Annotated in this window: 8 protein-coding genes; 4 read left to right on the top strand and 4 right to left on the bottom strand. The window is 63.2% G+C overall.

Features of this window, described 5'->3' with window-relative positions; all coding sequences use genetic code 11:
• Positions 1-1,079 precede the first annotated feature (1,079 nt).
• Positions 1,080-1,274 carry a hypothetical protein gene (locus AC0L2J_RS13000; RefSeq protein ID WP_473390282.1) on the bottom strand — a complete coding sequence of 65 codons (195 nt, stop codon included), beginning with the start codon at positions 1,272-1,274 and terminating at the stop codon, positions 1,080-1,082.
• Positions 1,275-1,811: 537 nt separating this feature from the next.
• A complete protein-coding gene (locus AC0L2J_RS13005) occupies positions 1,812-2,024 on the bottom strand; it encodes a helix-turn-helix domain-containing protein (RefSeq protein WP_473390285.1) in 213 nt (70 codons plus the stop codon).
• 478 nt (positions 2,025-2,502) lie between these two features.
• Here AC0L2J_RS13005 and AC0L2J_RS13010 point away from each other — a divergent pair, with 478 nt between their 5' ends.
• Positions 2,503-2,748 carry a PilZ domain-containing protein gene (locus AC0L2J_RS13010; protein ID WP_473390288.1) on the top strand — a complete coding sequence of 82 codons (246 nt, stop codon included), beginning with the start codon at positions 2,503-2,505 and terminating at the stop codon, positions 2,746-2,748.
• Between the two features lie 200 nt (positions 2,749-2,948).
• On the opposite strand, the gene AC0L2J_RS13015 is transcribed toward AC0L2J_RS13010, so the two are convergent.
• Positions 2,949-3,716 carry a response regulator gene (locus AC0L2J_RS13015; RefSeq protein ID WP_473390292.1) on the bottom strand — a complete coding sequence of 256 codons (768 nt, stop codon included), beginning with the start codon at positions 3,714-3,716 and terminating at the stop codon, positions 2,949-2,951.
• Entirely contained in the window at positions 3,691-5,292 is a 1,602-nt protein-coding gene (locus tag AC0L2J_RS13020; RefSeq protein WP_473390296.1) for a sensor histidine kinase, read from the bottom strand. The genes AC0L2J_RS13015 and AC0L2J_RS13020 overlap by 26 nt, the downstream gene beginning before the upstream one ends.
• Before the next feature lie 742 nt (positions 5,293-6,034).
• On the opposite strand from AC0L2J_RS13020, the gene AC0L2J_RS13025 reads away from it, so the two are divergent.
• The 3 genes from AC0L2J_RS13025 to AC0L2J_RS13035 form a co-directional block, all read left to right on the top strand.
• Positions 6,035-13,189: a peroxidase family protein gene (locus AC0L2J_RS13025; RefSeq protein WP_473390300.1), complete on the top strand. Its 7,155-nt coding sequence runs from the start codon at positions 6,035-6,037 to the stop codon at positions 13,187-13,189.
• A 78-nt stretch (positions 13,190-13,267) separates the two neighbouring features.
• On the top strand, positions 13,268-14,983 hold the full coding sequence (locus AC0L2J_RS13030) for a type I secretion system permease/ATPase (protein WP_473390303.1): 1,716 nt from the start codon (positions 13,268-13,270) through the stop codon (positions 14,981-14,983).
• Between the two features lie 14 nt (positions 14,984-14,997).
• The coding region (locus AC0L2J_RS13035) for a hypothetical protein (protein ID WP_473390306.1) at positions 14,998-15,481 on the top strand (484 nt) is incomplete at its 3' end.

The raw sequence follows: 15,481 nt of genomic DNA on the forward strand, positions 1-15,481 counted from the left end.
AAGCGTGTGGCGGAAAACTTCGGCCTTCAACTGCGGGATTAATGGCTGCCGGTCACGCCAGCGGGGCCCTAGCACTCCCGGCGCTCTAATCCGCAATTGGATCGGCTGCCGGGAGCATTGGGGCTGGAAGCCAAGCGATGCCACTTTCGCCCTATACCAACAATGCGTACAAAACCGGAATCCGGTAGTTATCCGGAGTCCATTTTCGGAACGGGGTGTTCTACTGTGAGAACACCGGCGCGATTTAAGTACCACTTAATTTCAAGTTGACCGGGAATGCCGCAGTAGGGGCTGGAGCCACGCTGCGGCTTTTCCGTGGGCAATCAACCTCCGCGCACGTCCACGTTTTGCGCTAGACGACATTTTTGCGCCGCCTATGGCCGGGGGGGACGCGAGACGCGCGAACAGGCGCCTCGTGGGTAGCAATTTGGTCCCGCAGTTCATTCAGAAGCGTGGCGAGCGCAGTTGGATATGGGCAAGATTGGATTTGCAATCATCTTTGCTGCCGCTACGGCATTTGCAGCGGATCATCGCTGGAACGATGGACGCTATACACAAAGCACCATAGCTGTGGTTCGTGATGTGCAGCGTGCGATAGGTGATGCCCCGCCTTAGTGGCGGCCTTGATCATTGGTCCCTCTTCAGCTTGCGCCGGCCCCAATGCGGCTCTTTGCCCTTGGGGTTGCACCGCCTGTACTCCGGCGGGTTATACTCCTTCTTCGGCAAAGCGGCGAATGTACTCGCCGGCGTCGAGCAGCGCCACCAGCTTGCGGCCATCGGCACAGGGATGGGCTCCTCGAACCAGCGAGACCATATCACTCCAAGCGCAGCCTGCCGAAGGCGCGCGATTGCAACCCCTGATTCCTGGCGGTTGTGGTCTCAGCATGATATGATGATCCATATTTGCGTTTCGGAGGGAAAAGCCCGATGCGCCTTGCCTTGCCTTATCTTGGAATTTGTCTCTGCGCGTCACTCGCGGCGTGGTTCTCCTTCACGTTGATTTATTGACCGAGCCGATCATCGCCAGTTGTCAGCAGCCGCACGTAGGTACCGCTTTCGTGCAGCTCCAGCCAACCTTTCTAGACTGCGCACCTGATGGCGGCGGCGTCGAACTCCGTGCCGCTTCCCTTAAGCGTGGAGAGGAAGGGATACTTGATCTTGCCGATGTGGATGCGGCCATCCTGGACCGGCTCGATGCGGGCGGCGAGATTAAGTAGCTTGCGGGCCGCAGCTTCTGGATCTGCAAAGGGACGTTCAGCGGCGAACTTAGTCATGGTAGCTTCAACGCTCCTCACTGGGGTGAACCCACTTATAGGGTGTGACCTGCCTTGGCTCGGTTAGCTTGATCATGCGCGCAGGCGACGGTTGCGGGGTGCGGCAGGACCGGCATCTGAGCGGAGCTTCCAGTTTCGAGAGCGGCGTCTCTTTAGGCGGTCGGATGACGTCAAGGGGGAGGCTGGCATGTCCTACAGCAGGAGCACTCGACCTCCAGCCAGCCAAGCCCGCCGCTGATGCATTGGCCGATGGTGGGCGAGGGCTGGGCAGGGCCGCCGTACCACTCCATGCGGACGGACCAGGCTTCGGCCTCAGCCCGATCGGCTCCGCGGATAGCCTGCTGGGGCGCGCTCGCGGGCTCCCTGGGCAAGGATCTTTGCGCCCAATATGCGACCGCCCCAGATGACCTCTCGCGACTTGGTGCTCATGGCGGATTGATTCCGCGGGAAGCAGCCGGAGGCAAGCCGCTACGCCTAGAAGCAATGTGCGACGTGACCGTGGCCGCGAGGATGGGGAGGGCGGGGAGGACTCTCGGACTATCCACTCCATTGCGCGAAGGCGCGTCCGTTGGTGCGGCTTACCCGGCCTCGCTGCTTGCGGAAACGTTGTAACCGACCGTAGACGGCGTGGCGACTGCGACCCAAGCGCTCGCCGAGCTCGGTCGCAGTCATGCCCTCATCGTGTAGCGCAAGCAGTAGCGCTTCTTCTTCGGGCGACCACGGACGGACCTCTTGTCGATTGTTGGACATCGATTCATGCCAGCAAAAGCGCTGCGGAGCGTCATCGTACGTCAAGATCGTAAACGATAATCAGCAGGAGCCGAGAACGTCGCCTGACTTACGCTTGCAAACCTAGGGCACGTGTAACGTCGACCCAAGATAAGGGGTCCAGGGTGTGCCCGTGTAACGATCTGTAAGTATTGAGCATGCGAAATAGCGCATTTCTGCGCGTGATCAGTCCGACCAAGGAGATCGCCGTGACATCAGATAATGATGACGAGCTGGCTGTTTTGACGCGAGAGATCGCTGACATAGTGACCAATGTTCAGAGCCAAACAATCCTGATCGAGGTCCTTGAGCGAGACGGACACGACATATCCGACCTTAAGAGAGAGCTAGCCAAAGACCGGTCGGGCTTGGCAACACGGATCGCGAGGCAGTTTAGATTGCTTGAAATGGCTTCGGCCAATGAAGGACCCGAGACAGCCGCGTCAACTCAAGGATAACCATGTCGGATCGCCGGAAGATCGATCGTTTGGAGGTCGACTTAGCCGCCTACATTTTTGGAGATGGCGGCAGCCGACGTTGCCGCGTGTTCAATATCTCGGAGGACGGTGCTGGGATCGAGTTATCGACGAAGCTGCACATGCCTGCCACATTCAAGATGATGTTGGAAAGAGACCGTATCATCAGAGATTGCCGTCTTGTTTGGTCCAGTGATACTCGCATCGGCGTCGTGTTCAAACCCGATTGAATCGGCTCTGGTAGGTTGTCGGTGCCAGCCAAGTGCCTACTCGCGCGCGGGCCTTTACCGCGATGGCACTGCCCGGGTGATTCTTTGCTAGCGCGGCGCTTCACGGCTCGGTCCGAAACGACAGATGAGCGCGAACGCCAGCTGCGGCGAAGTAGCCCAGCGGCGCTGCGCGGATTCGCAGGGTGATGGCCTGCCGTCGTTCAGGCGTGTTGGCCGGACTGGCGCATCCTCTGATACGCCATGACCGCGGACACGCGGTTTGTCGCGCCGCACTTCTGCATGATGCTGCTCATGTAGTGCTTGACGGTCTTTTCGCTGATCTTGAGCTTGTCGGCGACCATCCTGTTGGTGGCGCCGCTCTCGACCTCTGCGATGATCTGGAGTTCGCGATGGCTGAGGCCGACCTCGATCGATGCCGCCTCCTTCTGTTGAACCGCCGAAAGTAGCCGCGCCGCGAACTCCGGCGAGACGAACGATGTCTCGTTCTTGAACACCGCCCAGATCGCCGCTTTCAATTCGCTCGCGCTGACACCCTTCAGGATGTAGCCATGCGCGCCCGCGTTCAGGGCGGCGATGCCAGTCTGCGGATCGTCGCAGGCAGTGAGTATGACGCAGTGCGTTCCGGGAAATTCGACGCACAGCTGCTTGAGAGTTTCCAGGCTGTCACCTGGTATTCCGAGATCGAGAACGAGGATGCTCGGGCGATGCGTTTTTGCGATTTCCAGCGCGTCTGCCGTTGAGGCGCCTTCGGCTACGACCTTGAAGCGAGCCTCCGCCCGAAAAACGGCGGCCAGTCCTTGGCGATAGATCGGATGATCGTCGACGATTGCAATAGTAGCCTGCTCACTGGAGTTTTCCATATGCGTACTCTCACAAATAAAAACGCTGCAGAAAAATGGCAGTCTAGAATGTTGCGAGCATAGGCCTCGTAAGGATAAAGTTTCAATCACTTTTGATGGGTCGGGCATCTCTCAGGTGTTCGTCGTCAGTTCCGGCGATGGAACTTCGGAGATGCAGCTCGCAAGAAATCTCCGTGCCTTGGCCCAGATTGGAGATCACGGAGAACGTCCCGCCCAGTGCTCTCACTCTGGAGGCCATACCCATAATCCCAAGACCTGATAGGGGCTTGGCGGTCGTGCCGGAAAAGCCGCATCCGCGATCGCGCACCGAGAGCCGCAGCGTCCCGGCGCAGTAATTAACCATTACGGTCTGGCGATCGCTCCCCGAATGCTTGAAGGCATTGTTTAACGCCTCCTGCGTCACCCGAACGACGCAGCGTACGGCGTCGCGAGGCAGTCTCTCAGGCACCCCGGTCATCTCGAAATCGACGATGGAGGCGGCGCGGCCTTCATGTGCACGTATGATTTTCCGGAGCATCTGAGCGAGGTCGCCGCTGTCACCAAGATCGGGAAGAAACAGATCGGCGGCGATCGCGCGCAGCTCCTTGAGCGCGTCCTGGAGGGCGCTCCGGAATTCCGTCAGGAGCGCTCGCGCTTTGGGTGTCCGGCCGCCCAGCTCCTGCTCGAGACCTTCGATCCGCAGCAGCGCGAAGGATATCAGCTGCGCGGGGCCGTCGTGGAGCTCGGTTCCAAGGCGGGTATGGACAAGATCGTCGATGCGGGCGGCCGTGCGAAGAGCATCTTCCGTTTCGGATTTCAGAATGTCGTTCTTCCGATGCAGCAATACTTTCTCCCGGAATCGCTGCTTGATGGCCGAGCGCTGCCTTTTGATCGTCGTGCTTCCCCGGTGGACGACGACGAAGAGGGCCAAAAGGGTGACGAGACCCACGGACCCGACCACCAGCCAGGCGCCGCGGATGGCGCTGGCCTGGTCGCGGAGAAGCGCGCCGGCGTCTTCGTAGATTTCGGCGACCGCGACGATCCTTTCCGTCTCGTTCTTGTAGAGAGGCAGGAACATCTCGTAGAGCGGCTTCGACAGAGAGCGTTCGAATTCGCTGTCATCATCCTGAAGGTCGGCCATGCCCGCACGAATTTCTCCTTGCAGCGAAGGCGTGAGGTCCGTCGCCGTAAATCTTCTTCCGATTAGCGCCTTTTGCGTGCTGTACACGATGGTACCGTCGCGCGCCCATATCTTGACGGAGGCGACATGCCGTCTGGATTTGAGCAACTCGGCGACGCCATCGAGGCGGCGGAGGTCTTCCGCACTAAGTGTGCCTCCGCCGTCCATCGACTGAACGTAGGGCTCCACGAAATTCGTCATGTACAGCGCGGCGGCGCCACTCGTTCCGCGCAGAACGCCATCGGCGATACGATTGCCGACCCATCCTCCGACTGTCGCCACAGAAAGCGACAGCACCAGCGACGACAGCAGTGCGAACTGCTCGAAGAGCGACCTTCGACTCCACCAGCGACGCAATCGAGGTCGGCGAATGCCGGTGGTTCTTCCGGTTGCCCTCGATGGGGCGTCTTCAGCGGCCGGCTCGCGTTCGTTGATTCTCAAGGAAGCAACTTCGATGCGACGAATGCGCCGATCATCTACACCGGCGCCAGAGGCTTCCTCACTTGGTGGATTCTTGGCGATCATTCTCTAGCAATGCCATCGATGAACTGATGCTCAAATAGCAGCATTATATGCTCCAATCGGATCGGCTTTCAACGTTCCGTATGAACATGGTGGAGATCGCACGCGAATCCATCGCCAGTCATTGGAAGTCACTCGTCGATTGCTTTCCACCGCCGATGGGCCGGTCTGCCGAAAGGCCCAGCTGAACTCGGACTTAAGTCCGAAGGCGGGGGCATTGGTCCCGCTGCGGCACGTTCAACCATCGCCGAGGGATTTTTTAGGCATCGGTTAATGCCTCCTAGGTCATGCGGCGCGGGCCGCAACGCACAATCCTCTAGCGGCAGCGCCTCCGCCCGCCTCGGCGACGTTCCCAACATCGGGGAAAGCCGGCCGACACCGCTCTAGCTCCTTGAGCGCCTCCTGCAAGACAGTGCGCAGCTGTTGCAGCAGCACACACCCACACGCCCACCCCGGCGATTGAATGTCATCACTAGGGAAAACGCCGCGCAAATGCCGGAATAGCGACTCTCATAAACCCGGATCTGGCGGACCAAAGGCCTCACCGCGTCGGACTTTGGTCGGATGGCCATATCGGACTTTCCTGCCTGCCGACTACCCCGTTCGGCCCCCAAAATTCGCTCGACTTCCGCACCTACCCGGGCCGCCCCGGGCGGTCATGATGGCCTCGAGAGAATCCGCCGACCGGGCAGCAACAGTCGACAGGCCCGCGTCGGAGCATCGTGCAACGTAAGGGAGACGGAACATGCCCTCTTCGAAGCCTTTCGTCATCACCATGGGCGACGTTAACTATCTGCTCGACCAGATGCGCGATGCGATAAAAATCGTGCGCTTCGACGCGAACGGTCAGCCGATCTATGGTTACGTGGACTCAGCCGGCGTCTCTCACGATCTCGGTTTGTTCGGCACCTTCGATCCGCTCGCCGTAACGGATGCGGTAACTGGGCTTTCGATTTACGACGGCGCGCGTGAGGCCAGTGGGTTCCGCCTTCCCACGGGCTTCTTCAACAACTTGGTGAGCGTCACGTCATGGACCTGGGGGGCAACCAACGACCCGTTCCCCCGCCTTACGGCCGCCGACTACAACCATTACGTCGAGCAGTCGCTAACTAATCCCGCACTCGCGACGTACGGGGCCGCGCATCCCTCGTTTGTGCCTGTCGCCGACAACAGCACCAACTACGCCGATCTGAACAAGACGGTCGTGGACTACACGCCCCGCATGATCACCCAGACGATCAGTTCGTCCTACGGGGACCACGCCACTGGCGTGGCGGAGAGCGCGCTGACTCGCATGGATGTGGCAACCGACACGATCACGGAGGTCGTCACGGCAAGGGACGGATCCACTTCCACTCAGACCGAGACGATCGTTCGCAACGTCAACACGCTGCCCGGCGATCCGTCCACGAGTGGCATCTTCACCCTGTTCGGCCAGTTCTTCGATCACGGCCTGGACTTCATCGACAAGGGCGGCCAGGGCTCCAAGATCGTGATTCCGCTGGCGCCGGACGACCCGCTCTATCGCGCGCCCAGCGGGCAGGACCCGGGCAACACCACGATCACTATCTCGCGGGCCACTCCGGACGGCTACACGGTGACAGACCAGCACGGTCGACCCGTCTCAATCGCCGGCCCCGACGGCCTCTGGGGCACGTCCGACGACGTCAAGGCACCAGGCGGCGACGGCGTCTACGGCACCGCCGATGACGTGCATGGTGCCATGGTCAAGCCGACGACCACAAGCTACACCAACCATACCTCGCCCTACATCGACCAGTCGCAGAGCTACGGCTCGAACACCCAGACGACCAACCTGCTGCGCGAATGGGTACAGGATCCCAATACGGGCGTGTACCGTCCGGGGGCCGAACTGCTCGATGGCCACCGCACCCAAGCCTATAACAGCCAAGTCTTTGACGACGCGAGTCCCACCGGACTAGGCGTCGGCACCACCACCCGCACAGTGCCCACCCTCAACGAGATGCGCGAGCACATCCGGGAGACCGGCCGCGCCGACCTGACGTGGGATGACATAAACAATCTGCGGGCCCGCGACGACCATGGCCAAGTGGTCGACACCAACGGCGCTGCGGTAGGCGGCTTCGTCTACACCGGCGAGGCGCTGCTGCTGGACATGAACCCGCGATTCGATACAGCGCGCCTCCAGCCGAACGACGGAAACGCCGCCACGGTCTGGGATACCAACGAAGCCGCAAAGGTCACTACGGCGATCGCCTACATGAACTCTCATATGGCGGACGTCGGCCGCTCCGGCGACGTGCTGGGTTTCGCCATCGACCCGCAGACTGGACTCAACGCGCTGCAGCTTACCCTGGGCTCCTCCCTCAACATGGGGCCGGGAAGCACGCTACCGGCAGGCACCGTGCTCCACGGCGCCTTCGCGCTGGCGCCCTGGGTCAACTTCTCTAATTTCAGCATCACCGTTACGGATCAGGGCTTCTACGGCGCGGTCGGCGAGATCATGATGGCCTCTGTTGGCGACCACTACATCGCCGGCGACGGACGTGCCAACGAGAACTTCGGCCTGACTGCGCTGCACCACGTGTTCCACGAAAACCACAACGTGCAGCTCGTCAACCTGGAGAACATGATCCTGACCTCGCCGGACGCCACGGCGCGCCACGATTATCAGCTGGGCGTCGACGACGGCCATGGCGGATTCTTCCACGATCAGGCGGGTAACTATACCCTGACCGACCAGAGTGGAGTCGCGGTCGCCTCGATCGACAAGGTCTCCTGGGACCCGGACAAGATGTTCGAGACCGTGAAGCTGATCAATGAAATGGAATACCAGCACACCGCGATCGACCAGTACGCGCGTCTGGTGACCCCTGACCTTCCCGAGTTCGTCACCTATGATAGCGACATCAACGCGGACATTTCGCTGGAATATTCGCAGGCCGCCTTCAGGTTCGGCCACTCCCAGCTGCGCGAGACCATCGACTCCATCGATCCCAGCGGAATGGTCACCAAGTTCGCGCTGGAAGGCGCGTTCCTCAATCCGGAGCAGTTCGCCGCCGTTGGCGCCTCCAACATCCTGCGCGGCATGTCCCAGCAGGTCTCCAACGAGGTCGACGAGTTCGTCACGCCAGCGATGCAGCAGACCCTGCTGGGCCAGGCGCTGGACCTCGGCGCCATCAACATCGCGCGCGGCCGCGACGTCGGCATGCCGACGCTCAACGAGGTGCGCAAGCAGCTGCACGACGCGCTGGTCGCGGAGCGCGCCGCCGATCCGAACACGCCTCACCACTCCAACCTGATCGTCGACGCTCTCAACCCGTACACTAGCTGGGCCGAATACGGCTCCCAGATGCAGCACCCGGAATCGCTGGTCGATTTCATCGCTGCCTACGCCTTCGACGGCGACTTGACCAAGGCGCAAGAACTCATCGACATCGAGAGCGGCGTGATCGTTTCCGGGTCGGGAGCGCACGGATACACCATCGACGATGCGATCGGATTCCTCAACAACAACTACACCGGTCCGAACGCAGAACTGGCGACCGGCGAGGGCGCGTTCAACAACATCGACTTCTGGATCGGCGGCCTGGCTGAACTCCACGTCTTCACCGGTCAACTCGGCACCACCTTCAACGCCATCTTCGAAGACCAGATGGAACGGCTGATGGACGGCGACAGGTTCTACTACATCTACCGCCTGCAGGACTCCCTCAACATCGACACCGACCTCGGCCACGCGATCGTGACCGAGCAGTTCAAGGACATCATCGAGCGCACCACCGGCGTCATGCACCTCAACGGCGACGTCATGGGCTATTCGGACAGCACGCTCGAACTGGCGCGGAAGGTGATGCCCGGGACGGCGCTGACCGCCGTGCGCGGGCAGGACATCTTGGACATCACGGGCAACCATGTGATGGCCAACCAGGGCGATCTGCAGTACGACCTCGGCCACAACCTCATCATGCAGGACTACAAGACCGCCCACGCCTATGGCGATGTCCTGGCGGCGAACGATGCCAACGGCATCCACATGGGCATCTACTCCGGGGTTGGCGGCGGAACCGCCGGCAACGGCACGGTCCTGCACAAGAGCAACACGGATCTCGGCTTCGTCAACCAGGCCTACATTGCCGACTTCCGGCCCGACTTGGGCGAGAATCCCGACGGCACGCCGGCCTCCGGCTACAACTCCCATGAGACGCTCGCGGGCACCGACTACAACGACTGGATCGACGCCGGCAACGGCGACGACACGGTCTACGGCGACAAGGGCGACGACGTTCTGGACGGCAAAGCCGGCGCCGACCATCTCTATGGCGGCGACGGTCAGGACGTGCTTTACGGCGGCGACATCGAGGACTTCCTCGACGGCGGCGAGGGCGACGACATCATCTATGCAGGCACCAGCGCCGGCGCGCTCGACGTCGTGATCGGCGGCGGCGGCAACGACAAGCTCTACGGCGAAGCCGGCATCGACGAGATCTACGGCGGGTCGGGCGATGACTACATCGACGCCGGCGGCGACACCGACCTAGCATTCGGCGATAGCGGCAACGACATCATGTTCGGCGGCGACGGGCCGGACGAACTGCGCGGCGGCCTCGGCGACGACATGCTGAGCGGTGGCTCGGGTGCGGACGTACTCAAGGGCGAGGGTGGCGACGACCTCCTGTTCGGCGGCATCGGCCAGAATGCACTCAACGGCGACAGCGACGAGCTGCTCGGCGACGTCGGCTTCGACATGTCGGTGTTCTCCGACACCAACATCGTGCTCGATGCGGCCGCGGACCTGCGCAACCAGAACCTGGTAGCGGCCGGGGGGGCCGCGCCCTACAATCCGTTCAGCCAGCTCTGGGCTGACCTCGAGGGCGTGGTGGGATCGAAATTCGCCGACAGGATCATCGGCGACGACGGCGACAACTGGCTGATCGGCGGCGGCGGCAACGATACCTTCGGCACAACGTTAGCGAACACCGACGGCCTCGTCGGTAGCGGCGGCAACGACGTCATTATCGGCGGGCACATCCGCCTCGACACGTTGATCGGCACCTACGGCGGCTATACGGACGGCTTTGATGCCAACGGCAATGCCACTCACAGCGTGACGGGGACCCTCACTGGCGGGCTCTTAGCCAACAGCGGCGCCGGCATCCACACGGAACTGTTCGCCAAGCACTACACCGACCTGTTGATGAGCGAGCGCAACAAGGACCTCGTTCTGGGCAAAGATAGCGGGGCGGACGGTACCTCGGACACCGTCATCCTCAGCGGTAACCGGCTCGACTACTCCATCGCCGCTATCAACTACGCCAGCGCCCACGAAGGCGCCGTGGTCGCCTACAAGATCACCGACCATGGTGGGCTCAATCCGGACGGCTCAGCCCGGGCGCCGAGCGACGGCACCGATCTGTTGATCGGAATTCACAAGCTGCAGTTCGCCGACGGCACTGTCGACGTCGACCAACTGGTCAACATTCCCGCCACCGGTGCGCCGGTCATCTCTGACTCGACCCCGACCGAAGGACAGCAGCTGACGCTCGACATCAGCAGCATCCAGGACGGGAACGGCTTCAATCCGGCGGCTCTGCACTATCAATGGCAGTCTTCGCCGAACGGCACGGCATGGAACGACATTGCGGGCGCCACCAACGCAGCCTTTACCCCGCAGGACGTTTCGATCCTCGGTTTCAACGGGCTCGACGCGCAGGCCGGCCTGCAACTCCGCGTCGTCGCGACCTTCACGGATGCGGGAGGACACCCGGAAACCGTGATCTCGAATCCGACCGGCCCCGTCGGCGCGAACTGGTCCTCGCCGATCCAGGCGACCTTCAACGGCACCGCCGGCAACGACATTGCCAACGGTTCCAACACCATCTTCGGCTTCGGCGGCGCCGACACGCTGAACGGCAACGCCGGCGACGACATCCTCAACGGCAATGGCGGCAATGACACCATCAACGGCGGGGCAGGCAATGACACCATCAACGGCGGTGCCCAGACCGATACGGCCGTCTACGCCGGTCCGGTCGCCAACTTCACCCTTGCGGCCACGACCGCGGCCATCACCGTGACGGACAACACCGGGGCGGAGGGCACCGATACCGTCAGCGGCACCGAGCAACTCCGGTTCAACGGCGTGAACTACGGCGTCGTCACGGGTACCAACGCCAACAACGCCAACCTCAACGGAGCGGCGGGCACGCCCGGATCGCAGGCCATCTTCGGCCTCGACGGCAACGACACCATGAACGGCGGTGCTGGCGACGACTATATCAACGGCGGCTCCGGCGCAGACACCGTGACCCAGACCGGATCGACCGGCGGGCATGATTTCGTCGATGGCGGCACGACGGCGCTCGACATCAACGGCCGCGACACCACGCCGGATACCTACGTGCTGAACGGAGTAGCCGGTGCCGAGACCTTCAGTATCTATTCCAACACCGACGACTGGGACGGTGCCGGGTCAGGGACGGCCAGCAGCGCAGCGCATTTCGGCTTCACCGGCCTGAATGCGAACACGGAGATCGTCGTCGCCCGCAACGGCGTGGTGATCGCCGAACTCGACAACATCGAGGAGATTGTCATCAATGCGGCGACCGTCACGTCGCCAGGCGGCGTCCCCCCGGGCGGCACCGGCACCATCGGTGGCGACACCGTCCAGGTTGTCGGCAATTTCACCGGCACCAGTTTGAACTACAGCACGATCACGGTGAACGGCGGCGCGGCCGCCGACACGGTCGACATCTCCGGACTGACGTCGGACCACCGCATCGTGTTCCACGGCGGGGGAGGTGACGATCAGGTGGTCGGGACGCTGCGGCCGCAGGACGTGGTCGACACCCAGACCGCTCAGCCTCCGGGCGACCAAGGCGGCGGCCAAGGTGGCTCCGGCGACGACGGCCAGGACGGCAACTCCGGCGGCGACGATCAGCATTGTTCGTCGGGCGACCATCAGCACGACGGGCAGGGCGACCCGGACACGCCGCAACCTCCGGCGGTCAACCCGGGCATGGCTGAGGGCCAGATCGGAACCGCAGCCGCCGACGTGATGGTCGGGACGACCGGCGACGACGTCCTCAGTGGCCTCGACGGCGACGACGTGATCCTCGGCAACGACGGTGCCGACACGCTGAAGGCCGGCGCCGGAGACGACCTGGTGAAGGCCGGCGCAGGCGACGACGTGGTGTTCGGCAACGACGGCAACGACGACCTCTTCGGCGGCGCCGGACGCGACCTGATCACCGGCGACGGCGGTGACGACCGCCTGTTCGGCGACGCGGGCGACGATGCCCTGGAAGGCGACGCCGGCAACGATACCGTCTACGGAGGGGCCGGCAACGACCGGATCATAGCGACCGTCGGCGACGGCAACGACACCTACTTCGGCGACACCGAGGAAGACACGCTGGACTACTCGGCGATCTCGGCCAACATCACGGCCGATCTCGGCAACGGCATCGGTCAGCACGGCAGCGTCGCGAGCGCGCAGAGCGGGACCGACCAGATCTTCGGGTTCGAGGACTTCATCGGCGGCTCCGGCAACGACACCATCGTGGCGAGTTCGGTGGCGAACGTCATGGACGGCGGTGCAGGCAACGACACCTACGTATTCGGCTCCGCGGCAGACGCCAACGGCGATACCATCGAGGGTTTCCAGCCGGGTGACAAGATCGACCTGTCGGCCATCGACGCCAATACGGGGACGGCCGGCAACCAGTCCTTCGTGCTGTTCGCCGGCAACGTCTTCACCTCGGCCGGACAGGTCATTGTCACGCAGGAGGTGAAGGACGGCGCGGAGCACACCTTCGTCTCCGGCAACACCAACGGCGACACCGCGGCCGACTTCAAGATCGATCTCGGCGCCGGCAATCATGCGCTGACCACCTCGGACTTCAACGGCGTGCACTAGCGCAACCGATCATAACCACCCGGGCGAACCGCCGCCCGGGTGGACGACGTCACTGAGGCCAAGGGCAGGGCAGCAACGATGAGCAAGAACCCGAAGCGAAAGAATTCGACGGAGAATCCGATCGGCAGCTACCGCGGCATCGGTTTTGTCCTGCTGGGGGTGTCCGGAATCATCAACCTGCTGGCGCTGACCGGCTCGTTCTACATGCTGCAGATCTACGACCGGGCGCTGACGAGCCACAGCATCCCGACCTTGGCGGCGCTCTCCGCTCTCGCCATCGGGCTCTATCTGTTCCAAGGCATGTTCGACATCCTGCGCTCGCAGATACTGGTGAGGCTCGGGGCCCGTCTGGACGCCAAACTGGCGCCCTTGGCGCACTACGTCGTGATCGAGATGGCTCGATACGGCTACTCGACGTCCGAGGCGCTGGAGCGGGGGCGCGACGTCGACGTCGTGCGCGGCTTCCTCGGCAGCCAGGCTCCGATAGCCTTCTTCGACCTGCCGTGGATGCCGCTATTTCTCGGCTTCGTCTACCTGCTCCATCCGGTGCTCGGGCTTGTCACCCTTGCCGGCGCGGTGGTTCTGATGTCGCTCACGGTGGCGACCGAATTGCTGACGCGGCGGGCCGGCAAGGAGACCCACCAAGCCGCGGTGCAGCGCTCCACGCTGGCGGACTCGCACGCGCGCAACGCCGACATCCTGCGCGCGATGGGGTTCGGCGGGCGCGCCGTGACAAGGTTCGAATCGGCCAATGCCCGTCATCTGGCCCTGCAGACCCGAACCAGCGACATCAGCGGCAGCTTCGGCGGCATGGCGAAGGTGATGCGCATGATGCTGCAGTCGGCGCTGCTGGGGCTAGGCGCGTTCCTCACCATCAAGGGTGAGCTTTCGGCGGGCGCGATCATCGCCTGCTCGGTGGCTTCGGCGCGGGCACTGGCGCCGATCGATTCGGCCATCGGCAACTGGAAGGTGATCGCCGCAGCGCGGCGCAGTTTCAGCCGCCTTAAGCAGACGCTCGCTGCGGCAGAGGACGGCAGCCACGTCCTGCCGCTTCCCAAGCCCTGCGCGACCCTGAAAGTCGAAGGCATCACCGTGGTCGCACCGGGCAGCGGCACCGTGCTCGTCGGCGACGTCGGCTTCGAGCTTAAGGCGGGCGAGGCGCTCGGCCTGATCGGCCCCAGCGGTGGCGGCAAGACCTCTCTTGCAAAGGGTCTCGTCGGCGTTTGGCCGCTGCTCAGGGGCAAGGTCCGGCTGGACGAGGCGGACCTCGACCAGTGGCGCGCCGACGCGCTCGGCGAGCACATCGGCTACCTGCCGCAGGACGTCTCGCTGCTGGACGGCAGCATCGCGGAGAACATCTCGCGGTTCGAGACCGAGCCCGATGCCCGCAAGATCATTGCCGCGTCGAAAGCCGCAGGAATCCACGAGATGGTCACGCGTTTGCCGGACGGCTACCAGACCGAACTCGGGCCGTCGGGCACGGCGCTGTCGGCCGGCCAGCGGCAGCGTATCGGGTTGGCGCGGGCACTCTACGGCGACCCCTTCCTCGTCGTGCTCGACGAGCCGAACTCGAACCTCGACGCACCGGGCGAGGCGGCGCTCGGGGACGCCATCGAAGGCGTCAAGGCGCGCGGCGGGGTCGTCATCGTGATCGCGCACCGTCCGAAGGCGCTGGCGGCGGTGGACTACGTCGGTGTGGTCCAGGGCGGCAAGCTGGTCGCATTCGGACCGAAGGACAAAGTAGTTGGCGCTCCGGCGGCGCCGATACCGTTCCCCGCCGCGGCGACGGCCTGATGCGGGAGGTGGCCATGGACGATCGGCTGTCGTTGGGAATTCCGGACCGCAGCGCGCTCGACGCGCCGGCACGCCGCTTTGCCCTTATAGAAGAACGGTCGCGGGTCAGTTCCATCGTGCCGGCCGTCCTGATCGCATCTTGGGGACTTCTGCTGAAACAGGTGTTCGGCGAGGGCAAGGAGGAGGGACATCAGCCGAAGCAGCCGGACTCTCCGGAAGCGCCGAGGCAGCCGGAAGCGGATACGTCGCCCGCGGCGTCAACCGCGGTGGAGCGAAGCTTAGGATCGTCCGAATTAGTCCGCGCCTTCGGGCTGCAGGCGGTGTCCATGAACGAGGCGTTCGAGCCGGCAGTCGATTTGGATAAGCTCGGGTTCGCCAGAACCGAGGGGCCACGGCTGTCGCTGGTCCCGGCGAACCAGAACGCGCCGGCTGCCGCGCATGCACAGCCGCGGGGTGCAGAGGGCACACCGGCTGCCGGCGGAGGCGGGGGTGGTGGAG

It is taken from the genome of Bradyrhizobium sp. MV1.5, assembly GCF_055807615.1.